Source organism: Sphingopyxis sp. (assembly GCF_035944815.1).
Lineage (GTDB): Bacteria > Pseudomonadota > Alphaproteobacteria > Sphingomonadales > Sphingomonadaceae > Sphingopyxis.
In genome coordinates this window covers 139,595-161,196 of record NZ_DASZAU010000007.1, presented here as the reverse complement: position 1 = coordinate 161,196, position 21,602 = coordinate 139,595, and the positions used below count along the sequence as shown (strand labels likewise).

Genomic DNA, 21,602 nt, shown 5'->3' with positions numbered 1-21,602 from the left:
CCACCGGCGATTAGGCGAACTTGGATGAGGGTGGGCGGCGCCTTTCGCCGCGCGAGCCGGAGGCTCGCAACCCCTCACCCAGCTTCGACTAGGCGGTGAGCCGCCGAGTCTCCGCAGCCCCCTCCCGCATGGGGAGAGGGTTTAACCCGTTATCACGCGACCGCGCGAACTTCGGCGACGATCTTCTTTGCCGCGTCACCGAGATCATTTGCCGCAACGATCGGCAGGCCCGAATTGGCGAGGATGTCCTTGCCCTGCTGGACGTTCGTGCCTTCGAGGCGGACGACCAGCGGCACCGACAGATTCACTTCCTTCGCCGCCGCGACGATCCCGTCGGCGATGATGTCGCACTTCATGATGCCGCCGAAGATATTGACGAGGATGCCCTTCACGGCGGGATCCTTCAGAATGATCTTGAACGCCGCAGTGACCTTTTCCTTCGAAGCGCCGCCACCGACGTCGAGGAAGTTGGCGGGGAATTCACCGTTGAGCTTAATGATGTCCATCGTCGACATCGCGAGGCCCGCGCCATTGACCATGCAGCCGATGTTGCCGTCGAGCTTGATGTAGGCGAGGTCATATTCCGACGCTTCGACTTCGGCCGGATCTTCTTCGGTCAGGTCGCGCAATTCGGCGAGGTCCTTGTGACGGAACATCGCATTGCCGTCGAAGCCGACCTTCGCATCGAGCACGAGCAGCTCGTCGCCATCCTTGCCTTCGCAAACGGCGAGCGGGTTGATTTCGATCTGCTCGGCATCGGTGCCGAGGAATGCGGCGTAGAGCCCCGCGAGAACCTTGGCGGCCTGCTTGGCAAGATCGCCTTCCAGCCCGAGCGCCGCGGCGACGCTGCGGCCGTGGTGCGGCTGCAGGCCCGTGGCGGGATCGATGGTGATCGTGTGGATCTTTTCTGGCGTGTCGTGCGCGACGGTTTCAATGTCCATGCCGCCTTCGGTCGAGGCGACGACCGCGATGCGGCTGCTGGCGCGGTCGACGAGCAAGGCGAGGTAGAATTCCTGCTTAATGTCGGCGCCGTCGGTGATGTACAGGCGGTTGACCTGCTTGCCGGCTTCACCGGTCTGGATCGTCACCAGCGTGTTGCCGAGCATGTCCTTGGCATGCGCTTCGACCTCTTCGACGCTCTTGGCAAGGCGAACGCCGCCCTTCGCATCGGGGCCGAGCTCCTTGAACTTGCCCTTGCCGCGGCCGCCCGCATGGATCTGCGACTTCACGACATACAGCGGCCCGGGGAGCTGCTTTGCCGCGGCGACGGCGTCCTCCACACTCATCGCGGCAATGCCCTTGGGGACAGCGACGCCAAATTTCGCGAGCAGTTCTTTCGCCTGATATTCGTGGATGTTCATGAGGTCTGCCGGGCCTTTCGACTCTGGAGCGGGGAGAAGTTTGGCGCCGCATAAGCACAAGTTGCGCGGCAAGGCTACCCCTGCCGCGTCCAGAAAAACTTGGGCTGTCGAAACCGGGAGGCGGGTATCAGCGCAGCGCGCAGAGTGCCGCCGAGCTCGTCGACACGGTCAGGATTTCGGGATCCTTGAGCGCCCGGACCTTGTGCAGGAACTGCGCGAGCGACAAGTCGGTGATCTGTTTGTCCTTCAGGCTGCCGAGCGCCGACAGCCGGCGGAGTTGGAGCAGCGACAGCCGATCGACCATGCGTTCGGCCATGCACGCCGACATCGCTTTCGACAGGCCGGCGTTGTTTAGCCCCGTGCGCAGCCGCGTCTCGGGGGTCGCGCAGCCCGCGAGTGCGATCGACAGCAGCAGCAACAGCATGGTGATGCGCTTCATGCCATTATTTCCCATGAAATTCTGCAACGGCGCCCGATACCGCCTGCATCAGCGCCATGCGCGACGGAATGCTCGACGTCGTGCTGCCCAGCATCACGACGATCGCATAGCGGGTGCCGTCGGGCGCGGTCGCGATACCGATATCGTTATAGCCCGCGGTCATGCCGTTCAGATCCTGCCCGGTTCCGGTTTTGTGCAGGAACTGCCAGCCCGGCGGCAAACCCGCCTTCAGCCGCTTCGGCCCACTTTTCGTGCGGCTCATCACACCGAGCAGATAGTCTGTCGATTCGGGCGACAACAAAGTCCCGCGCGCGAGCCGCGTCAGCGCGCCCGCAATCGCCGACGGGCTCGCGCCATCGACGGGGTTCGCCAGATAATTGTCCATTGCCGTCCGGCGCGTCGCCGGCGACAGGGTTGCGCGCGCGGCCTGGAAATTGCGCCCGATCGAATAGCTTTGCTGCCAGGTCAGGCCCGCCGTCCCGCTCTGCAGCAAGCGCTCGCCGGGGCCGAAGCGGATCGATCCCAGGTCCTTTTTCGACACGAAGGCGCGCACGGCACCCGGGCCGCCGACGGTGCGGAGCAGGCTGTCGTTCGCCGTATTGTCGCTGTGTGTGATCGCGGTTTCGATCAGGTCGCGGATGCTCATCGTCACCGAACCTTCGGACCGGACACGCGCCGAGATCGGCTGGTGGAACAGCGTCAGATCCTCGGTCCCGATGCGGACGGGCTGGTCCATGCGGAGCCGTCCCTGATCGACCGCATCGAGCACCGCCAGCGTCACCCACAGCTTCGAGACGCTTTGCTGCGGGAATAGTTCGTCGCCGCGCTGCGACAGCGTCCATTCGCCGTCGATCCGCTGCACGGCGATGCCCGTCTTGCCGGGAAAGGCGCGCCAAAGCGCATAAAGGCGGTCGTTGAGGCCGGTGGGCGCGCGGCGGAAACCGGGGTCGATCGTGCCGCGCGGCGCGGGCTGGGCCGAGCGCACCGGCTGGCCGATCGGCACCGTGACCGAACCCGTCGGCCCGCGCACCGTCGCTGGTTGCTGCGCGCGCGGTTGCGGCACGATCGCGGCGCAGCTGACACAGCCCGCAAGCACCGCCGCGCTCATCGTCACGGCGAGGAGCGCCTTGCCCGAATATTCAAACTTCATTCAAACCCCGCACTCGCGACTTTTATCTTATCCCGCCGCCATGGTCTCGCAGGCGCAGCGGAGCGGCCAGCGATTTGCGACGAATGATTCCTCAGTCGCGACCAGTGGCGGAACCTCGGGTCAGGGGGCGGTTGTCGCGCGCACCATCGCCGGGAAAAGCCGCTTCAGCGCCGCAAGCTTCGGCGCGTCCCAGCGAAGGATATAACCGTTCGACGGATTGCGGCGCATGAAATCCTGATGGCTCGCCTCGGCGCGATAGAAGCGCTTGTAGCTTTCGACCGGAACGACGATCGGCTTCGCGAAATACCGACCCTTGCCGATCTGCGCGAGATAGGCGGTCGCGACCTGGCGCTGGGTCGCATCGAGCGGCACGATCGCGGCGCGATATTGGGTGCCGCTGTCGGGTCCCTGACGATTTTTCAGCGTCGGATCGGCGACGACCGAAAAAAGGATACGCAGAAGCGTACCATAGCTGACCTGCGTCGGGTCATAGACGATGCGGACCGCCTCGGCGTGCCCCGACTTGCCGTCGTGGGTCAGCTCGTATCGGGCGGTCGCGGCGCTGCCACCATGATAGCCCGACTCGACCGAGATCACGCCCTTCACATTGGAAAAGACGCCCTCGACACCCCAGAAGCAGCCGCCGGCGAGCACCGCGGTCGCACGCTTCGTTTTGACCGCAGGGTCGACGGCCGCGGCCGGCAGTTTGACGACGCTTTCGGCTTGCGCCGGCGTGCATTGCGCCACCACCGCGCCCGCAGCCAACGCCGCGAGAAGGCGGCTGGCGGCGGCGCGGCGGCGCGGGGTCACGCCGGGATCGGCAGTGCAGGCTGATTGAGAACGATCCAGGTCGCGCCGATCGCAAAGCCGGCGAGCATCGTCAGGAACCAGTCGGAGCGGAGAAGGGTGAGCATGGGGAGCCTCTTTTTTCATATTATCTGTTTCGCGGCCGAAACCGCCTTGGTTACACCGACGATATGGAGCGCCCCGACCAACCGTGCAGTGATGAGCATCACCCTAGACAGGATGGCTTACTATCCGGTGAACCGGGCGCTTAACCGCCGTTCAGCTTCAGATAGGATCGCCCGCCGGCATTACAAGACCGGTCGGTACAAAATTCCTGTGACGGGTAGCCCGAGGCTCAGACGAGCGCGGCGCACGCCTGCTGGATGCGCACGCACGCTTCCTTGAGTACCGCTTCCGACGTCGCATAGGACACGCGGAACGCCGGCGACAGGCCGAAGGCGCCGCCGTGCACCGCCGCGACCTTGGCCGCGTCGAGAAAATAGTCGATCAAGGCCTCGTCGCTGTCGATGAGCTTGCCGTCGGGGGTCTTCTTGCCGATGCAGCCGCTTGCGTCGGGATAGACGTAGAAGGCGCCGTCGGGAACGGGGCAGTTCAGCCCCGGCGCGTCGTTGAGCATCGCGACGACCATGTCGCGGCGCTTCCTGAACGCGGCGTTGCGGTCGTCGAGGAACTGCTGCGGACCGCCGAGTGCGGCCGCCGCGGCGGCCTGCGCGATCGAACAGGGGTTCGACGTCGACTGCGACTGCAGCTTGCCCATCGCCTTGATGATCCACGCCGGGCCGCCCGCATAACCGATGCGCCAGCCGGTCATTGCATAGGCTTTCGAACAGCCATTCACCGTCAGGATGCGGTCGATCAGGTCGGGGCAGCGCTGCGCAAAGGTGGTGAAAGCGAAATCGGCGTACCAGACATGCTCGTACATATCGTCGGTCATCACCATCACATGCGGGTGACGGCGGATCACTTCGCCGAGCGCGTCGAGTTCTTCGCCCGAATAGGCGGCGCCCGACGGATTCGACGGCGAGTTGAACATCACCCAGCGCGTTTTCCTGGTGATCGCCTTGTCGAGCTGTTCGGGGGTGATCTTGTAATTCTGTGCGGCGGTGCCCTCGATGATAACCGGCGTGCCGCCCGCAAAGGCGACGATGTCGGGATAGCTGACCCAATAGGGCGCGGGAATGATCACCTCGTCGCCCGGATCGACCGTCGCGACGAGCGCATTGAACAGCGTGTGCTTGCCGCCGACGTTGACCGAAATCTGGTCGAGCCCGAACTCGAGCCCGTTGTCGCGGCGGAACTTGCCGCGGATCGCGTCCTTCAGCGCGACCGTGCCGTCGACGAGCGTGTATTTGGTCTGGCCGTTCCGGATCGCCTCGATCGCGGCTTCCTTGACGAAATCGGGGGTATCGAAATCGGGTTCGCCGGCGCTGAGCCCGATGACATCGACACCGGCCGCTTTCAGCGCGGTCACCCGCGCGGTCATCGCAAGCGTAGCCGAGGGCTGGATGCGGTTCAGGGCGGCGGAGACATGGGGCTTCAGCGACATGACGATATCTTCCGTGGCTTGCGCGGGAGGGCTGCAAAATGACAGGAAATTGCGCGGGGCCGCGCCTAAAGCCTCCGCCCCCAATTCGCAAGCGCGCTGCTTGATAATTTACCTATGCGGGCGACAGATCAGCCTATCGACGCCGACGCGGCCTCCGCCAGCCGTGCCGGGATCAGTCCGCGCAGCGAATTGCCAATGAAGAAACCGCTCTCGAGGTCCGCGATCCGCAGATGCGATTCGACCGCCCGCCCCTTGTCGATCAGCTCGGCGCGCAGCACGCCGGGAAGCAGCCCCAGCGCGAGCGGCGGGGTCAGCAACTGCCCTTCGCGTTCGACGAAGATATTGCTCCAGCTCCCCTCGGTGACGAAGCCCGGCTCGTCGACGAACACGACCTCGGCCGTACCGCTGTCGCGCCGCGCCGCGTCATAGGCGTCGCGCAGGCTGGTCTTGTGCGTCAGGCGGAAATCGCCCGCCGCCATCGGCGCTGGACACACCGCGACGGGGACCGGCAGTTCGGCAAGCCGCGGCAACGGCGACACCTCGACCGCGAGCGCGCCCGATCGCGCCAGCCGCATCCGCACGCGCGCTGTGCTGCGCAGCCGGAAGGTCGCCGATTGGAGGTTGTTGCGCGCCCCATGGCGATCGAAGGTGAAGCCGAGCATCTGGGCGCTCGCCTTCATCCGCGCCAGATGCCCTTCCAGCCGCTGCACGCCCTCGACCGGATCGAAGAACATCGTTTCGATGAGGTCGAAGCTTTCCCCCGCTGCGCCCACAAATTCCCCCTTGGCCAGACATTCGCGCCATTCTTCAGCAGGTTCGCTGTCGGCGACAATTCCCGATCCCAATCCCAGCGTGGCGCAAGCCGGACCGTCCCGCAAGCCGCTTTGCGGTAACGCAGCGGGAAATACGAGCGTCCGGATCGCGACATTGAAGGCCGCATCGCCCCCCGCCTCGATGAAACCGATCGAACCGGTGTAGAGCCCGCGCGCATCCGCCTCCAGCTCGTCGATGACCTCCATCGCGCGCACCTTGGGGGCGCCGGTGATCGATCCGCACGGGAAAGCGGCGCGTAGCACGTCGATCGCACCCACCCCATGGGGCAGGCGAGCCGCGACGTCGGAGACGAGTTGGTGGATCGTCGGAAAGCTTTCGACGCGGAACAGGTCGGGCACCGCGACCGATCCCGGCGCGGCGACGCGCGACAGGTCGTTGCGGATCAGGTCGACAATCATCAGATTTTCGGCGCGCTGCTTCGGATCTTCGGCGAGGTCGCGCGCCGCGCGCCGGTCAGCCTCCGGGTCGGCGAGCCGCGCCGCGGTCCCCTTCATCGGCCGCGCCATCACCTCACCCCCGCGCAGCGCGAAGAAAAGTTCGGGCGACAGCGACGCGATCGCCCGCTCGCCGGTCCAGATAAAGCCGCCATAGCCCGCGCGCGCCGTCTGCCGCAGCCGCGCATAGACCGCGAGCGGATCGCCGAGCACGGGCACATCGGCGCGAAAGGTCAGGTTCGCCTGATAGATGTCGCCGGCGCGGATATAGGCGAGGACCCGCTCGACCGCCGCGACATAATCGCCGCGCGCGATCCGCGGCCGCACCCCGCCGACCCACGCCGACGCCGGGTCGGGAAGCCGCGCCGAAACCGCGTCGGCGTCGATCCGTTCGACACCGCGAAACAGTCCGAACCAGCCCAGCGGCGCATCGCCCGCGGCGCCGTCCACGGCGGCGCGCCAGGCGGGCGCCAGCCCCTTGCCGGCCTCATAGGCCAGATATCCCGCGGCGTGCAGCCCGCGCGCCTGCGCCGCTTCGAACGCCGAGAGCAAGGCGGGAACCTCGGCGGCTGTCGCGGCGGTAAGGATATCGACCGGCTCGACAAACAGCCGCGCCGCCGCGGCGCCATGGGCCCGTGCGTCGTCGAGCAGGACGAACGGCGGGCAGTCGGCCCCCGGACCCGGAATCGCGTCGCCGCCCGCCATCGCTAGCTCACATGGGGGCCGATCACGCGCCGGCCGCGTTCAGCGGTCGCGCTTCATGCGGATCGCGCGGCCGCCCTCGACCGTGGCGAAATAGCTGCCCATCGTCGCGACGCGGATCTTGACCTTCTGGCCGACCTTGGGCTGGCGCGGCAGGTGGGTGGTGTCGATCTGCATCCAGACCGATTCGTCCTCCATACCGAAGATATATTTGCCCGACCGGTCGGTGCTGACGGTGCGGATCGTCGTTTCGATTTCCTTGATCGCATCCTCGTCGCCGCCGAAAATGCCGCCGAGCTTGGGGAAGGAAAAGCCGAACAGTCCGCGTCGCGTCTCCTTCGCGGTTTCCTTGTCGGTAAAGACGATCTCGCGTGCCTGGTCGGCGGCCGACAATTCGCCGACCTCGCGGTCGAAGCAGGCAAGCCGTGCGGTCGGGTCGGCGATGTCGCGGCAGGCATAAAGCTCGCGAATCTGCGCCGGCGGCACGGCGGGCGCCTTGTCCTTCGCGGCGACCGGCACGGCGGCGCCGGCGAGAAGGACGAGCGCCACAGCGAAGCGCGATGACAGTTGCAACATGGCAGAACCCCCTGGGCGATGACGATGGCCCTGACTAGCGGGGGCGGCGACGCGCCGCAAGCGAGCCCGGTTGCAAATCGCCGCTTACTGACCCTAGTGTAAGGAACCCCCTCTGTTCAAAGGACATCCGCCCGCAATGGATAGCCGCTTTTCCTGGTCGACCGACTATCACCACCCTACCGCCTGGGATCAGCCCTTTCCTCCGCTCTCGCTTCCCGACATGCTCGCCGCCAGCGTCGCGCGGCGCGGCGATGCACCGATGCTCGATTTCATGGGCCGCCAGTTCGGCTATGCCGAGGTTGCGCGCGGCGCGGCGCGCGTCGCGCGCGGGCTCCAGCAACGCGGGATCGGCAAGGACAGTCGCGTCGGCCTCTTCCTGCCCAATGTGCCGCATTATGTCGCCGCTTATTATGGCGCGCTCGCCGCGGGCGCGACCGTAGTCAATTTCTCGCCGCTCTACACGGTCGCCGAACTCGAGGCGCAGGTCGAGGATTCGGGTACCGACATCCTGTTCACCGTCAGTGCGGCGGCGCTGCTGCCGACCGCGCTCAAGGTGCTCGACGGGTCGAGCCTGAAGCGGCTCGTCGTTGGCTCGGTCGCGGGCGGCCTGCCCGCCACGAAATCGGTCCTCTATCGCCTGTTCAAGCGCGGCGAAGTCGCGGCGCTGCCCGCCGACGATCGCGTCATCCGCTTCTCGGCGCTGGTCGATAACGACGGCCGGCCCGATCCGGTCGCGATCGATGCGGAAAAGGACATTGCGCTGATCCAATATACCGGCGGCACCACCGGGACGCCGAAGGGCGCGAAGCTGACGCACCAGAACCTCACCGCCAACGCGCGGCAGGTGAATGCGATCGACCCCGACCATGATGCCGAAGACCGCATCCTCGGCGTGCTGCCCTTCTTCCACGTCTTCGCGAACACCTGCGTCCTCAATCGTACCGTGCTCAACGGCGGCACGATCGCGATGCTGCCGCGCTTCGACGCGAAACAGGCGCTCGAGGCGATCACGCGGACAAAGACCACCGCGCTGCCCGGCGTGCCGACGATGTATCAGGCGCTGCTTGACCACCCCGACCTCGCGAAAACCGATTTCTCTTCGCTGCGCGTCTGCATCTCGGGCGGGGCACCGATGCCCGCCGAACTGCGCGAGAAATTCGTCGCCGCGACCGGCGCCTCGCTCGTCGAAGGCTATGGCCTCACCGAAAGCTCTGGCGTCGTCTCGACCAACCCCTACGAAGGGCCGGTGCGCCCCGGCACGATCGGCCAGCCGATCCCCGCGACGCATATCCGCCTGCTCGACAAGGAGGATCCGTCGAAGGACGCCCCCGGCGGCGAACCCGGCGAACTCGCGGTCAGGGGCCCGCAGATCATGCAGGGTTACTGGAACCGCCCCGACGCCGACAAGGACAGCTTCACCGACGACGGCTGGCTACGGACGGGCGACGTCGCGGTGGTCGAGGAGGGCGGCTATATCCGGATCGTCGACCGGCTGAAGGACATGATCGCGGTCGGCGGGTTCAAGGTCTACCCCAGCGTGATCGAAGCGCATCTCTACGAGCATCCGGCGGTCAAGGAAGCGATCGTGCTCGGCGTCCCCGACGCCTATCGCGGCGAGGCGCCCAAGGCGTTTGTCACGCTGGAAGACGGTCAGATCGTCAACGGCGAAGAACTCGCCGCCTGGCTCAACCCGCAACTCGGCAAGCATGAGCGCGTCGCGGCGGTCGAAGTACGGCTCAACCTGCCCAAGACGATGATCGGCAAGCTCGACCGCAAGGCGTTGCGGGCCGAGGAGGCCGAAGGAAGCTGACGGCAGGATCGCTCGTGGTCGCATTCAGACCGTAGCCGGATTCCGCGGAGCCGCCCCGGGCGATCAGTCACATGCCGGCATGCCGGCGGCGCCGCATGGCCGCGACCATTGCCGGTTGCCGACGACAACCGAAGATTGCCGATCTTCCCAGCCGTCATTGGACAACGCCCGATCGCCAGCCACGGGGGGCGCCACATCGCTCCGCGACGGGGGTTGTGGTCCGGCAGATGCGCGGTCTTGCAAACGCTCGGCGGGCGCGGCCGGCGCGGGCGTGGTTGACGTCGACGCGGGGGGTGCCGGTGCGGCTGGCGCCGGAACATTGACGACAACATTCTGGCTTGGCTGAACGATCACGGGATGGCTCGGCGTCTGGGCCGGATCGCGCTGCGGCAGGAATGCGCTCACCAACGCAGCAACGAGGCCGATTACCGCGGTAATCAACGTGATCCGCCCGATAGCAAATGAACGCTTTTCTTCGGCCTCCGGCATTGATCGTCCTTCGCTCTAACCTGCCGTCGAATTCAGTTTACAACAGAGCGCCGTCAATCCAAGTTTGTTTGGCATATCTTGTGGAATTTGGTGGGACATGAAATTTTATTTGATCTGCGTTACAATAGCGGCGGGGGCTTCGGCAACGATATCGCACGCCCAGCCGCCCCCACCCCGAGCGGTGGACATTACAAATCAGTCGCTTTCCTTTTCGGCAATGGTCGATGTCGGCGGGCGCGCCATTGATCAAAAATGGTTCGTATTGACCCAAACCTGCACGGTTCGTGTCGCCCCGGCAAAGGGCACCGGATTTACCGTTCGCTGGCGCATCAAAACGATCAACGGAACAGATCTGGCCGGATCGATAGTTGGAAACCAAGCCCCTCGCGAAGTTCAGCTTCCTCCGGGCCAGTATCAGTTCGTGATCGAAGCCCGGAAAAGAGCCGGCTATTATAGTTTTCCGGTTACGACCTACTGCAACTGAACCGGCACCGGGCGGGAGCGTCACCGCCGGGCGACACAGCGATATCCGTGGCTGCAATGTCGGCGAAACCGTCAATGTGATGTTGTAACCTTTGTCATGTTATGCCATATCAGCGGCCATCGTCGTTGAATGGAGAATCGGGTGACGCATGTCGCCAGCCATAGCCCTATCCTGAAGCGCCTCGGCGCGGTGGTTCGGGCTGCGCGCGATTCGCGGCCGCTGACCTCGCTTTCGGGCGACCAGCTGGCGATGGGCCTGTCGGGGCTCTGCCTCGTCCACTGCCTCGCGACGACGGTCTTTTTCGCCTCGATCGCTTCGGTCGGCGGCGTCTTCCTCGACAATCACCTGTTCCACGAGATCGGACTGATCATCGCGATCGGCTTTGCGCTCATCACCCTCGTTTCGGGCGTCCTCAGCCATGGCTATATGATGCCCTTCGCGGTGGGCAGCTTCGGTCTCGGCATGATGGCGGGCGCGCTGTCGCGGCCGCACGACGGCAGCGAAGTGCTCGCGACGATGATCGGCGTTGCGGTCGTTGCACTCGGCCACGACCTCAACCGCCGCGCGCGGCACTGACCGCGGCGCCGGAACGGACCGGTCCGCCGCTTGCGGGCACACGACAAACCGCCTACATTAGGGCGTAGCTAGCGCGGGATTATCCGCGCCCGAGGAAACGCCAATGGGCAAGCATGATCATCCGCACGTCGAGGCCAGCGGCGCCTCGCTCGCCAAGGCGGCGCAGGCCGCGCTCGAAAGCGCGGGCGAAGCCTGGACCGACATGCGCGCCGAGATTTTCGACGCGGTCGCCGAAATCGGCAAGCCCGCGAGCGCCTACGAGATCGCGGACATCGTCTCGCAGAAGCGCGGCAAGCGTGTCGCACCGAACAGCGTCTATCGCATCCTCGACCTGTTCGTCGCGAACAACCTCGTCCGCCGTGTCGAGAGCGCCAACGCCTTTGTCGCGAACAGCCATCCCGGCTGCCTCCACGACTGCATCTTCCTGATCTGCGACAGCTGCGGCACCGCGGTCCATGTCGATAACGACAAGATTTCGGGCGGCGTCCGCGCCGCCGCCGAGGCGACCGGTTTCGCCGCCGAGCGCCCGGTGATCGAGGTGCGCGGCAAATGCGCCGAGTGCCAATAAGGTGAGCCGCCGCGCTCCGCCGGACACGTAAGACGTGATCGGGGGGCTCCAGCATTGGATCGAGACGCAGCGCGATCGCCCCGCGGCGCCGACGCGCCTTTGGCACTGGACGCTGGCGTTCGGTATCGCGACCCTGCTTTTCGGCCTGCACCTCGGTCAGGTCTTCCCGCAAACCGGGCATGATATCGCGCCCGGCTATGGCGCGCCCGTCCTCGCCTTCGAATTTGCGGGCAACCAGTCCGACCTCGAGGCGATCTTCGGCTTCTTCACCGATCCCGAGCAGGTAAAGCGCCTCGCGGCGATGCGCGCGGGAAACGAACGCGATTATATCTATATGCTGCTCTACGCCGGGTTTCTCGGCTGCGGCTGCCTTGCGCTGTGGCGCGAGCTTCGCGCCCGCTGGCTGCTCGCCGCGGCGGCGATCCCCGTCGTTGCCGCGCTGTGCGACGCCTATGAAAACTGGCTGCTCTTCGACATCCAGGCGGCCTTTACGATCGGCGATTATTCGCCCGCAATGGCCAGCCTGTCCTATCCGGTTGCCGCGAAATTCCTGGCCCTGGCACTCACCAATGTCGCGATCGGCGCAGCAGCGACGCAGCTCGGGCGCTGGTGGGCGCTGTTCGGGACCGTCGCCATCCTCGCCGCGATCCCGACCGCGATGGCGATCGTGACCCCGGCCGCCTTTGCATGGGCGCTGATCCCGTCGGCGGCGGGCGGCTGGCTCCTCCTGCTCGCGCTAGCGGCCGCCGGCAGCTGGCAGGCGATGCGTCACAAACGGCCGCTGGTCGATTTCTGGGCCCCATATGCCGGCGCGTCCGAACCACGCCCCGCCGCGGCAACACGCCCGGTCTTCGGCCGCCGCCGTAGCTGACCCCCTTCCCACCCCGGCGATGCGGGTCTAGGGAAACCGCGAATCCCGAAAAAAGGGCGAAAGGCTGCACATGAACACCGTGATCATCCGCGAAGACGACCTCATCGAAACCATCGCCGACGCGCTCCAGTACATCAGCTATTTCCATCCGATGGACTATATCCGCGCCTTGGGCGCCGCGTACGAGCGCGAAGTGTCGCCCGCCGCGAAGGACGCGATGGCGCAGATCCTCTCGAACAGCCGCATGTGCGCCGAAGGGCACCGCCCGATCTGCCAGGACACCGGCATCGTCACCGTCTTCATCAAATGGGGCATGGACTGCCGCCTCGACAGCCCGCGCAGCCTGCAGCAGGTCGTCGACGAGGGCGTGCGCAAGGCCTATCTCCACCCCGAAAACAAGCTCCGCGCCTCGATCCTCGCCGATCCCGCGTTCAGCCGCGTGAACACGAAGGACAACACCCCCTCGGTCCTCAACGTCGAGATGGTGCCGGGCGCCAAGGTCGTGATCGACGTCGCGGCGAAGGGCGGCGGCAGCGAGAACAAGTCGAAGTTCAAGATGATGAATCCGTCGGATTCGATCGTCGACTGGGTGCTCGAAATGGTGCCGCAGATGGGCGCCGGCTGGTGCCCGCCGGGCATGCTCGGCATCGGCATCGGCGGCACCGCCGAAAAGGCGATGCTGCTCGCCAAACAGTCGCTGATGGACCCGATCGACATGACCGAACTGCTCACGCGCGGGCCGTCGAACCCGACCGAGGAACTGCGCATCGAGCTGTATGAAAAGGTCAATGCGCTCGGCATCGGCGCGCAGGGTCTGGGCGGCCTCGCCACCGTGCTCGATGTCAAGATCGCCGACTGGCCGACGCACGCCGCGTCGAAGCCCGTCGCGATGATCCCGAACTGCGCCGCAACGCGCCACGCGCATGTCGCGCTCGACGGCAGCGGTCCGGCCTATCTCGAAAAACCGGTGCTCGCCGACTATCCGCAGATCGACTGGGCGCCCGACAAGGCGGCGATCCGCGTCGACCTCGACAGCCTGACCCCCGAAGTCGTCGCGAGCTGGAAACAGGGCGACCGCCTGCTCCTCAACGGCAAGATGCTCACCGGCCGCGACGCGGCGCACAAGCGCATCGCCGACATGCTGGCGAAGGGCGAAGAACTGCCTGTCGAGTTCAAGGGCCGCGTCATCTATTATGTCGGTCCGGTCGATCCGGTCGGCGAGGAAATCGTCGGCCCCGCCGGCCCGACGACCGCGACGCGCATGGACAAGTTCATGGACATGATGCTCGACCAAGGCCTGCTCGCCTGCGTCGGCAAGGCCGAACGCGGCCCCGCCGCGACGCAGGCGATCGCCAAGCACAAGAGCGCCTATCTGATGGCGGTCGGCGGCGCGGCCTATCTCGTCGCGCGCGCGATCAAGGGCAGCAAGGTCGTCGGTTTCGCCGACCTCGGCATGGAAGCGATCTACGAGTTCGAGGTCAGCGATTTCCCCGTCACCGTCGCGGTCGACAGCGAAGGCCAGAATGTCCACGTCAACGCGCCGAAGCTGTGGCAAAAGCGGATCGCCGACGAGGGGTTGCTCGAGAAGGCGTAAAGCTGCCCTTGTAAGACGAGCCCTTACAAGGTGACGGCGGTAACAGCCGCTGAATCAGATCCTATGAGGTTGATCCCATTGAAAGGATCACCTTATGGACGAAGGTCATGAAGCAGTGCTGCTGAAAGCACGCTCACAACGAAATCGCGAACAACGCCTTAAACCAACCGTCACCCCGGCGAAGGCCGGGGTCTCGCCTTCTCGAACTGAAACCTCCGCAACGGAGAGATCCCGGCCTTCGCCGGGATGACGAACAGGGCTAGGATGAGCGCCATGCGCCAGCCTTGCGTTTACATTCTGACCAATCGCAGCAACCGGCTCTTCTACATCGGCGTTACAAGCAACATTGCCTCCCGCATGACGCAGCACCGCGCCGGCGATGGCTCAGCCCATTGCCGACGCTATAACATTCGCAAGTTAGTTTATGCGGAATTCCACGCCTCGATGTACGAAGCCATCACACGCGAAAAGGCGCTGAAGGAATGGCATCGCGACTGGAAGCGACGTTTGATCAACGAGAGCAATCCCGATTGGAATGATTTGTTCGACACAATTCTGGCTTGAGGCATAAGGGCCGTGATCCCGGCCTCCGCCGGGATGACCAGGCGGGGACTGCACGATGGCCGACCAGCAACCGATCGACCTCTACGCTCCCCATTCGCCCGAACAGATCGCGCGGACGCTCAAGAAGATCATGGACGATCCGATGCCGGGCGCGAAGGCGCGCGTATTCGGCAAGGGCAGCGAACGCGAGATGAAGTTGCTTTATCGCCAGCGCAATTCGCGCACCAATATGGAGCCCGTGCTCGACGCCGTCATGGAATCGTACCAGGGCGGCACGCGGATCACCGGCACCTTCGGCACGCCTCCCGAGGCGCGCTATTTCCCTTACATCTGGGTCGGCTTCCTTTCGCTGTTCGTGATCGGCGGCATCCTTGCCTTCATTTTCATTCCCGGCGCCGGACTGTTCGCGACCATCTTCAGCGGCATCCCGCTCCTGATGATCTTCGCCGGGCTCGCCGCCTTTCGTGCGCAGGCCGACCCGGCCGAGGACAAGGCGAGAATCCTGGCCTTCCTCGCCGAGAAAATCGACGCGCGTCCGATCGCGTAACGGCGGCGTAACAGGTAAGTCCCCGACACGCGCTTGCGTTTCCCGGCAGGATAGGCACACTGGTTCGTATACGAAGCAGGCAGGGGACGCAGCATGGATTTCCGCAATTTCGAACGACTGAATCGCCGCGATATGCTCCGCGGCACCGCGATGCTCGGCGCCGGCGCCGCTTTCATGCAGCCGCTCCCGCTCCTCGCCCAGTCGGGATCGATGGCGGATATCCGCAAGGCGGCCGAAGCCGGCAAGACCGCCTCGATCAAGCGCATCCGGGACTGGATCGCCCTCCCCTCGATCGCCGCCGAGAACCGCAACATGCCCGAGGGCGCAGCCTATATGGCCGAACTCGCCAAGGATGCGGGTTTCACCAACGTCGAGATCGTGCCGACCGACGGCCACCCCGGCGTGTTCGGGACGATCGACGTCGGCGCCAAGCGCACGCTCGGCATCTATTTCATGTACGACGTCAAACAGTTCGACCCCGCCGAATGGTCGTCGCCGCCGCTCGAGGGTAAGATGGTCGAGCGCCCCGGTTTCGGGCAGGCGATCATGGGCCGCGGCGCGGTGAACCAGAAGGGACCCGAGGCGACCTTCCTCGCCGCGCTCCACGCCATCCGCGCCGCCGGGCGCAAGCTGCCGGTCAATATCGTGCTTGTGTGCGAGGGCGAGGAGGAGATCGGCTCGCCGCACTTCCGCCAGATCGCGACCAAACCCAACATCCTCGCCGCACTCAAGAAATGCGACGGCATCTTCATCCCCTTCGCGTCGCAGGGCAAGACCGGCAACGTCACGGTCAATCTGGGATCGAAGGGGATCATCGAGCTCGAGCTCGTCGCCAGCGGCGAGAAATGGGGCCGCGGGCCGAAGGGCGACGTCCACTCCAGCCTGAAGGCGATGGTCGACTCGCCCGCCTGGCGGCTGGTGCAGGCGCTTCAGACGCTCGTCGCCGAGGGCGGCAACAAGCCCGCAATCGAGGGCTGGTTCGAAAACGTCCGCCCGCTCACCGAACGCGAAAAGACGCTGATCCGCGAAGCCGCCAAGGCCGGCGACGAGGCGCAGCAAAAGGCCGCGCTCGGGGTCACGCACTGGATCGACAACCTCGCCTATGACGATGCGCTGATCCGCCTCGCGCAGGAGCCGACGGTCAATATCGAAGGCCTTGTGGCAGGCTATACCGGCCCCGGCGGCAAGACGGTGCTGCCGGGAAGGGCGGTCGCCAAGCTCGACCTCCGCCTCGTCCCCAACCAGACGCGCGCCGAGGCCGAAAAGAAGCTGCGTGCGCATCTCGACAAGCATGGCTTCACCGATGTCGAGGTCAATGTCTCGGGCGGTTACGACCCGACCGAAGCCGCCGAGGACAGCCGCCTCATCCGGTCCGAACTCGCGACCTACAAGAAGCTGGGGATCGAAACGAGCCTCAACCCGCGGATGGCGGGAAGCTGGCCGGGTTCGACCTTCACCTCGCCGCCGGTCTCGATTCCGGCGGGCCATTTCGGCATCGGCCACGGGTCGGGCGCGCATGCCCCCGACGAATATTTCCTGATCGATTCGACCAATCCCAAGGTCGCAGGCCTCGTCGATGCAACGATGGGTTTCGCCGAATTCCTCTACGTGCTGGCAGCGATCAAATAGGGGGCAGCCGATGAGCGACCTCAACGGCGTCGCGCACGTCATCCTGACCGCCGGCGACTTCACGCGCTCGACCGCCTTCTGGCGCGCGATGATCGCCTATCTCGGGCTCAAGCTCGTGCTCGACAGCGAACATATGCTCTATGGCGTCGGCGGCCGCACCGCGATCGGCATCCGCACCGGCAGCCCGGAAAATGCCGGAAAGCGCTTTGACCAAGGCGCGCCCGGGCTGCATCACGCCTGTTTTCGCATGCGCGACCGCGCCGCGATCGACGCGGTGCACGCCTTCCTGGCCGGCCGCGACGATATCCATATCGTCCACGAGCCGCAGGTAGAGCCGTGGGCGCCCGGCTATTATTCGGTGCTGTTCGAGGATCCCGACGGCATCCGGATCGAGTTCAACCATGTCCCGGGCGTCGGCCTGCTCGCCGAGGGCGAGCAGATCGGCGGGGCGAACGCGTTCGACTAGAAACCGTACACGAGGGTGAAGCGCGTCTGGGTGTCGACGCTTTCGATGCCCGGCGGCGGGCTCGTGTCGATCTGCGCCGAATAGGCGATGCGCGCCGACAGCGCGCCGGTCAGCTTGGCGTTGAGCGCGGTCAGCGAACTGGTCGACCCATTCGCCTCGCCGATGATCGTCGAAGCGACCTGCGTCAGTCGCAGCGTCGGCGATATCTGCCAGCCGAAATCGAGCCCCGCGAGCGCGGTCAGTTCGGTCTCGGCGTCGCCGCTCACGAAATCGGTCTGGCGAAACGCCGGGCCGCCTTTCAGGCTCAGCGTCATCTTCTTGTTGTCGATCACCTTGTAACCGAGCCCGCCCGACAGGTTCCAGCGCGTGTCGTAGCCAAGGATGCGGTCATGTTCCCAGCGACCGAGGCCAAAGGCAAAGGTGCGGTCGTCAATCCGATATTGCGGCTCCACTTCGGCCAGATAGCGTTCAACCGACGTCTTGCCGTTGGTGCGCTGGTAATCGGCCTGCGCGCGCAGCTTGTGCGTCCAGTCGATCCCCTTTCGCGCGAGCGCGAGGCCGGCGCTCAGTCCCACCGATTCCGTATTGCCGCTGCTCTGCGATGCGCCGATCTGCCCCTCGCCCTTCCAGTTCTCCCAGAATTTCGACGCCGCCAGCCGCGCGCGCTCCGCCGCCGCCGCTTCGTCCTTCAGCCGCTTCCGCTCGGCGCGATACGCAACGACGCGTGCCTCGATCGCCTCCGCATTCTCCGGGTTGGCCTTTTTCGCGAGCTTGGCGACGGCTTCGACGTCGGCATCCTTGCCGCTCGCGATCGCCGCGACCAGCATATCGCGGACCGGGTCGGGCGGGACCACCGGGGCGTGCCGGTTGCGATAGTCGGCAAACAAGGCATCGATTTCGCGGGCGCTGTAGGGATTGGCCACTTTGGCGATCCTGATCACCGCTTCGACATCGGCGTCCTCGCCGCCAGCCATCGCCGCGTCGATCATCGCACGCACATCGTCGGGCAACATGGGATGGAGCGGCACGATCTCCATCGGGATGGGATTGGCCAGCACCGGATCGGCGAGCGCGGGATTGGGCTGCGGCAGGTTCACCGGTTCCTGCGCAGCATAGGCTGGCGAAACCGCCGCGCCGAAGGCGAGCGCCGCGAATGGCAGGCAAAGCGCGGCCAGGCGGGGGAGAGATGTCATCGAAGACGTCCTTCTCTGGGGAACAGGATGCGGGTTCGACCGTCGGGGCGAGCACAAAGCCGCCGCTTCGATTTCGCCTATAACCCGAAAGATGCTGGCATTTCCACCCCGGCTGTCCCATCTGCAAACCTATGTGGGTCGCGATCATCGCCATTTTCTGCGCCGGCGTCGGCAATTTCGCGATGCACCGCGCCTTCATGGAAAGCGACGATCCGCTGATCCAGCAGATGGTGAAGCCGCTCGCCGACAAGGTCGGGCCGAACATCACCTATGTTTTCGAGTTCCTGTTGCTTGTCGGCGCGATGGCGATCGCAACGCGCAACTGGTTCACCGCGCTGATGCTTTATGGCCTCTACACCATCTTCAACGCGATGGCGTTCAGCTGGATCATGCAGCGGCCGCGCTAGGCGGCACGGCGGCTAACGACCGATTGCGGACGTTTCTTTTATCGTCACCCCGGACTTGATCCGGGGTCCCGCTTGAGATCGAAGGCAATGGATGCGCCAAAAAAGCGGGATCCCGGATCAAGTCCGGGATGACGAAGAGGAAGGAGGCAACGTCAGCTTTCCACCCCAATTCGGCCTCCTACTGCATTGGGCGCCGGGGGGCGGCAGCTAACGACCGGTTGCGGACATTGGCCATCCGTTTATAGTCCCGCCAATGAGCGATGGCGCGGACTTCAGTTTTAACGGAATGGATGTGGGCTATTTCGAAGGTCCATCCCCGACACAGGGCGGACGTGCACGCTACATGCCCTTTCGCGGACCCGGACATTATGAGTTGCAGCAGGCACTAAAGGCCGACGCACGGCCGCGCTGCACCTACCTGACCAATGGGATCGAAATCACTTTTGAGGTGCTAAACTGCCCCGAATACGGTGTGCTCGATCTCGGTAATTTCTCAGGGGCGTAATTCACAGAATACAACGTCGGCTTCCCACCCCTAAGCCGATACGCCTACGCGACCCCGTGATACCACCACACGCCGTCGCGGTCCTCGCGCTTCACGCGCCCCTCGACCTCCAGCCGCTTCAGGTGCGCGAACGCCTCGCCGGTTGCCATGCCCAGCTGCTCCGCGCCGATCTGCCGGTTGAACAGCAGGGGAAAGCTGTCGACCGCACGCATCGGCGCCTTCGCCGCGGCTTCGGCCAGGTTATAGAGCCGCATCCGATGCTCGTCGCGCAGCGCCATCAGGCGAACGTGCAGCCCCCTGAACGGTTCGCCATGCGCGGGACAGGTCACGACGTCGGCGGGGATCGTCGCAAGCAGCTTGTCGATCGACGCCAGCCATTCGCCCAAAGGGTCGGCGTCGGGCTCGGTGATGTTGACCGAGACGTTCGAACTGATCCGCGGCAGCACCTGGTCGCCCGAGACGAGCACGCCCTCTTTCTCGTTCCACAGGCACGCGTGCTCGGGGCTGTGCCCCGACCCGGTGACGACGCGCCAGCGATGCGCGCCCATGTCGAGCGTCGCGCCATCCTCGATCCGCACATAGGAGCGCGGCAGCGCGAAGATCATGCGCTGGAACATGTTCCAGCCCCGCGCACGCTGCGCCTCGATCGCGTCCTCGTCCCAACCGGCGGCACGCGATTGCACGAGCACTTCGTCGGGCGCGGTATCGGACGAGTCCGCCACGATCGCGCGCGCGGTCAGCATCTCGCCGCGCGTCATCCACAGCTTCACCTGCTGCTTCTTCGCGATCCAGCCGGCAAGGCCGATATGGTCGGGGTGGAGGTGCGTGCCGATGACGCGCGTGATCGGCTTGTCCTTGAGCGCGCCGGCGTAGAGCGCCTTCCACGCGTCCGAACACATGGTCAGGCAAATGCCCGTGTCGACCACCGCGACGCCTTCGCCGCCATCGGCGGTCGCGTCGTCGAGCAGCCAGCTGTTGATATGACCGAGCGACCCCGGCATCGGGATGCGCGCCCAACTGATGCCGTTCGCGATCCGGATCGTCTCGCCCACGCCCGGCGCGGCATCGCCCCACGGATAGGTCAGGCCGGCACGGCTCGTCGCGGTAAAGCTGTCGTCCTGGGTCAGCGAGGCATCCGGCGAACCGCTGGTCGCCGGAATATTATCCTCGTCCACCCCCGCCATTCCTCAGGCTTCGCCGTCGGCCTGTGCCTCTTCGGCGGCGCGCGCTTCGGCGGCGGCGCTACGTTCGGCGCGCAGTTCCTCGAGCAGCGCTTCGCGGTCGCCCTCGAACCGGCTGTCCTCGGGCGCCTTGATGCCGGCCTTCTTCGCCGCCTTGGCGACGAGCGCGTCGAGTTCGCGCTGCGAGCAGAGGCCCAGCGTCACCGGATCCTTGGGCACGATATTCGCGCTGTTCCAGTGGCTGCGGTCGCGGATCGCGCCGATCGTGTTGCGCGTCGTGCCGATCAGCTTGCCGATGGCGCCATCCGAAACCTCGGGGTGGTTCTTCAGGATCCACGCGATGCCGTCGGGCTTGTCCTGCCGCTTGCTGACCGGGGTGTAGCGCGGGCCGCGGGTGCGGCGGATCGTATCCTGCGCCTGCTTGGTCATCTTGAGCTTGTAATTCGGGTCCTTCTGACCCTTTTCGATTTCTTCCATCGACAGTTCATGCGCGCGGACGGGGTCGCGGCCGGTATATTTGGTCGCGGCGGTCTCGTCGGCGATCGCCTGCACTTCGAGGATGTGAATGCCGCAATATTCGGCGATCTGGGCAAAGGTCAGGCCGGTGTTGTCGACCAGCCAGGCGGCGGTCGCGTGCGGCATCAGCGGGGTGGCGTCGGCAGTGGCCATGACGAAAAGTCTCCAAGCGGAAATAATAAGGGCCGCCCCTCGCGGGGCGGCCATTCGGCGGTCGATGTAGCCCTGTTTGCCACCTGGAGCAAGCACAAGGGTGAAAAAGCCGTGGTTCGCGAGCGCCGCGCCGGTACACGCAAATATTGTTGCCGCGCGATTTTGCTCAAGCTAATCAGTACGGCAGACATCCCGGCCTT

The 21,602-nt window shown here is 65.3% G+C and carries 23 protein-coding genes; 12 read left to right on the top strand and 11 right to left on the bottom strand.

From position 1 onward, the window contains the following. Positions 1-152: 152 nt before the first annotated feature. The 7 genes from sucC to VGU00_RS10540 form a co-directional block, all read right to left on the bottom strand. A complete protein-coding gene (sucC, locus tag VGU00_RS10570) occupies positions 153-1,361 on the bottom strand; it encodes an ADP-forming succinate--CoA ligase subunit beta (protein ID WP_327468237.1) in 1,209 nt (402 codons plus the stop codon). Positions 1,362-1,488: 127 nt separating this feature from the next. Beyond that, complete coding sequence (locus VGU00_RS10565) at positions 1,489-1,800, bottom strand: hypothetical protein (RefSeq protein WP_327468235.1); 312 nt, start codon at positions 1,798-1,800, stop codon at positions 1,489-1,491. A gap of 4 nt (positions 1,801-1,804) precedes the next feature. After that, positions 1,805-2,950: a serine hydrolase gene (locus VGU00_RS10560; RefSeq protein ID WP_327468233.1), complete on the bottom strand. Its 1,146-nt coding sequence runs from the start codon at positions 2,948-2,950 to the stop codon at positions 1,805-1,807. A 120-nt stretch (positions 2,951-3,070) separates the two neighbouring features. After that, positions 3,071-3,760 carry a peptide-methionine (S)-S-oxide reductase MsrA gene (gene msrA / locus VGU00_RS10555; protein ID WP_327468231.1) on the bottom strand — a complete coding sequence of 230 codons (690 nt, stop codon included), beginning with the start codon at positions 3,758-3,760 and terminating at the stop codon, positions 3,071-3,073. Between the two features lie 331 nt (positions 3,761-4,091). After that, the gene (locus tag VGU00_RS10550) at positions 4,092-5,303 is read right to left on the bottom strand and encodes a pyridoxal phosphate-dependent aminotransferase (protein ID WP_327468229.1); all 1,212 of its coding nucleotides are present in this window, start codon (positions 5,301-5,303) and stop codon (positions 4,092-4,094) included. A gap of 128 nt (positions 5,304-5,431) precedes the next feature. Next, positions 5,432-7,276: an aminodeoxychorismate synthase component I gene (gene pabB, locus VGU00_RS10545; protein ID WP_327468227.1), complete on the bottom strand. Its 1,845-nt coding sequence runs from the start codon at positions 7,274-7,276 to the stop codon at positions 5,432-5,434. A gap of 39 nt (positions 7,277-7,315) precedes the next feature. Continuing rightward, positions 7,316-7,849, bottom strand: a complete 534-nt coding sequence (locus VGU00_RS10540) for a hypothetical protein (RefSeq protein WP_327468225.1) — start codon at positions 7,847-7,849, stop codon at positions 7,316-7,318. A gap of 136 nt (positions 7,850-7,985) precedes the next feature. Between VGU00_RS10540 and VGU00_RS10535 the strand changes: the two genes are divergently transcribed. Next, positions 7,986-9,659 (top strand): AMP-binding protein, encoded by a 1,674-nt coding sequence (locus tag VGU00_RS10535; RefSeq protein WP_327468224.1) that lies wholly within the window; start codon positions 7,986-7,988, stop codon positions 9,657-9,659. Positions 9,660-9,722: 63 nt separating this feature from the next. Here the strand turns inward: VGU00_RS10535 and VGU00_RS10530 are convergent, their stop codons facing one another. Next, positions 9,723-10,148 carry a hypothetical protein gene (locus VGU00_RS10530; protein ID WP_327468222.1) on the bottom strand — a complete coding sequence of 142 codons (426 nt, stop codon included), beginning with the start codon at positions 10,146-10,148 and terminating at the stop codon, positions 9,723-9,725. Between the two features lie 97 nt (positions 10,149-10,245). Between VGU00_RS10530 and VGU00_RS10525 the strand changes: the two genes are divergently transcribed. The 9 genes from VGU00_RS10525 (at position 10,246) to VGU00_RS10485 (ending at position 17,447) form a co-directional block, all read left to right on the top strand. Continuing rightward, positions 10,246-10,632, top strand: coding sequence for a hypothetical protein (locus tag VGU00_RS10525; RefSeq protein ID WP_327468220.1), 387 nt, complete (start codon positions 10,246-10,248; stop codon positions 10,630-10,632). A 141-nt stretch (positions 10,633-10,773) separates the two neighbouring features. Beyond that, positions 10,774-11,208: a MerC domain-containing protein gene (locus VGU00_RS10520; protein WP_414713524.1), complete on the top strand. Its 435-nt coding sequence runs from the start codon at positions 10,774-10,776 to the stop codon at positions 11,206-11,208. Between the two features lie 103 nt (positions 11,209-11,311). After that, positions 11,312-11,776, top strand: coding sequence for a Fur family transcriptional regulator (locus VGU00_RS10515; RefSeq protein ID WP_327468216.1), 465 nt, complete (start codon positions 11,312-11,314; stop codon positions 11,774-11,776). A gap of 34 nt (positions 11,777-11,810) precedes the next feature. Next, the gene (locus tag VGU00_RS10510; protein ID WP_327468215.1) at positions 11,811-12,647 is read left to right on the top strand and encodes a hypothetical protein; all 837 of its coding nucleotides are present in this window, start codon (positions 11,811-11,813) and stop codon (positions 12,645-12,647) included. Between the two features lie 70 nt (positions 12,648-12,717). Beyond that, on the top strand, positions 12,718-14,241 hold the full coding sequence (locus VGU00_RS10505) for a fumarate hydratase (protein ID WP_327468214.1): 1,524 nt from the start codon (positions 12,718-12,720) through the stop codon (positions 14,239-14,241). A 264-nt stretch (positions 14,242-14,505) separates the two neighbouring features. Continuing rightward, positions 14,506-14,805 (top strand): GIY-YIG nuclease family protein, encoded by a 300-nt coding sequence (locus VGU00_RS10500; protein ID WP_327468213.1) that lies wholly within the window; start codon positions 14,506-14,508, stop codon positions 14,803-14,805. A gap of 55 nt (positions 14,806-14,860) precedes the next feature. Further along, positions 14,861-15,352 (top strand): hypothetical protein, encoded by a 492-nt coding sequence (locus VGU00_RS10495; RefSeq protein WP_327468212.1) that lies wholly within the window; start codon positions 14,861-14,863, stop codon positions 15,350-15,352. A 93-nt stretch (positions 15,353-15,445) separates the two neighbouring features. Next, a complete protein-coding gene (locus VGU00_RS10490; RefSeq protein WP_327468210.1) occupies positions 15,446-16,981 on the top strand; it encodes a M20/M25/M40 family metallo-hydrolase in 1,536 nt (511 codons plus the stop codon). 10 nt (positions 16,982-16,991) lie between these two features. Next, positions 16,992-17,447 (top strand): VOC family protein, encoded by a 456-nt coding sequence (locus tag VGU00_RS10485; RefSeq protein WP_327468208.1) that lies wholly within the window; start codon positions 16,992-16,994, stop codon positions 17,445-17,447. Here VGU00_RS10485 and VGU00_RS10480 read toward each other — a convergent pair. After that, positions 17,444-18,640 (bottom strand): DUF481 domain-containing protein, encoded by a 1,197-nt coding sequence (locus tag VGU00_RS10480; protein ID WP_327468206.1) that lies wholly within the window; start codon positions 18,638-18,640, stop codon positions 17,444-17,446. The genes VGU00_RS10485 and VGU00_RS10480 overlap by 4 nt on opposite strands. Before the next feature lie 131 nt (positions 18,641-18,771). Here VGU00_RS10480 and VGU00_RS10475 point away from each other — a divergent pair, with 131 nt between their 5' ends. Both VGU00_RS10475 and VGU00_RS10470 read left to right on the top strand, forming a co-directional pair. Next, positions 18,772-19,047 (top strand): hypothetical protein, encoded by a 276-nt coding sequence (locus VGU00_RS10475; protein WP_327468204.1) that lies wholly within the window; start codon positions 18,772-18,774, stop codon positions 19,045-19,047. Positions 19,048-19,300: 253 nt separating this feature from the next. Continuing rightward, complete coding sequence (locus VGU00_RS10470; protein ID WP_327468202.1) at positions 19,301-19,552, top strand: hypothetical protein; 252 nt, start codon at positions 19,301-19,303, stop codon at positions 19,550-19,552. A gap of 44 nt (positions 19,553-19,596) precedes the next feature. On the opposite strand, the gene VGU00_RS10465 is transcribed toward VGU00_RS10470, so the two are convergent. After that, positions 19,597-20,736 (bottom strand): MBL fold metallo-hydrolase, encoded by a 1,140-nt coding sequence (locus tag VGU00_RS10465; RefSeq protein WP_327468200.1) that lies wholly within the window; start codon positions 20,734-20,736, stop codon positions 19,597-19,599. A gap of 3 nt (positions 20,737-20,739) precedes the next feature. Next, the gene (locus tag VGU00_RS10460; RefSeq protein ID WP_327468262.1) at positions 20,740-21,375 is read right to left on the bottom strand and encodes a DUF1013 domain-containing protein; all 636 of its coding nucleotides are present in this window, start codon (positions 21,373-21,375) and stop codon (positions 20,740-20,742) included. Positions 21,376-21,602: the final 227 nt, after the last annotated feature.

Coding starts and splice junctions, on each gene's coding strand:
- sucC (WP_327468237.1), bottom strand. CDS start 1,361: ATGAACATCCACGAATATCAGGCGAAAGAACTGCTCGCGAAATTTGGC.
- VGU00_RS10565 (WP_327468235.1), bottom strand. CDS start 1,800: ATGAAGCGCATCACCATGCTGTTGCTGCTGCTGTCGATCGCACTCGCG.
- VGU00_RS10560 (WP_327468233.1), bottom strand. CDS start 2,950: ATGAAGTTTGAATATTCGGGCAAGGCGCTCCTCGCCGTGACGATGAGC.
- VGU00_RS10550 (WP_327468229.1), bottom strand. CDS start 5,303: ATGTCGCTGAAGCCCCATGTCTCCGCCGCCCTGAACCGCATCCAGCCC.
- pabB (WP_327468227.1), bottom strand. CDS start 7,276: ATGGCGGGCGGCGACGCGATTCCGGGTCCGGGGGCCGACTGCCCGCCG.
- VGU00_RS10540 (WP_327468225.1), bottom strand. CDS start 7,849: ATGTTGCAACTGTCATCGCGCTTCGCTGTGGCGCTCGTCCTTCTCGCC.
- VGU00_RS10535 (WP_327468224.1), top strand. CDS start 7,986: ATGGATAGCCGCTTTTCCTGGTCGACCGACTATCACCACCCTACCGCC.
- VGU00_RS10530 (WP_327468222.1), bottom strand. CDS start 10,148: ATGCCGGAGGCCGAAGAAAAGCGTTCATTTGCTATCGGGCGGATCACG.
- VGU00_RS10525 (WP_327468220.1), top strand. CDS start 10,246: ATGAAATTTTATTTGATCTGCGTTACAATAGCGGCGGGGGCTTCGGCA.
- VGU00_RS10515 (WP_327468216.1), top strand. CDS start 11,312: ATGGGCAAGCATGATCATCCGCACGTCGAGGCCAGCGGCGCCTCGCTC.
- VGU00_RS10505 (WP_327468214.1), top strand. CDS start 12,718: ATGAACACCGTGATCATCCGCGAAGACGACCTCATCGAAACCATCGCC.
- VGU00_RS10500 (WP_327468213.1), top strand. CDS start 14,506: ATGAGCGCCATGCGCCAGCCTTGCGTTTACATTCTGACCAATCGCAGC.
- VGU00_RS10495 (WP_327468212.1), top strand. CDS start 14,861: ATGGCCGACCAGCAACCGATCGACCTCTACGCTCCCCATTCGCCCGAA.
- VGU00_RS10490 (WP_327468210.1), top strand. CDS start 15,446: ATGGATTTCCGCAATTTCGAACGACTGAATCGCCGCGATATGCTCCGC.
- VGU00_RS10485 (WP_327468208.1), top strand. CDS start 16,992: ATGAGCGACCTCAACGGCGTCGCGCACGTCATCCTGACCGCCGGCGAC.
- VGU00_RS10480 (WP_327468206.1), bottom strand. CDS start 18,640: ATGACATCTCTCCCCCGCCTGGCCGCGCTTTGCCTGCCATTCGCGGCG.
- VGU00_RS10475 (WP_327468204.1), top strand. CDS start 18,772: ATGTGGGTCGCGATCATCGCCATTTTCTGCGCCGGCGTCGGCAATTTC.
- VGU00_RS10470 (WP_327468202.1), top strand. CDS start 19,301: ATGAGCGATGGCGCGGACTTCAGTTTTAACGGAATGGATGTGGGCTAT.
- VGU00_RS10465 (WP_327468200.1), bottom strand. CDS start 20,736: ATGGCGGGGGTGGACGAGGATAATATTCCGGCGACCAGCGGTTCGCCG.
- VGU00_RS10460 (WP_327468262.1), bottom strand. CDS start 21,375: ATGCCGCACGCGACCGCCGCCTGGCTGGTCGACAACACCGGCCTGACC.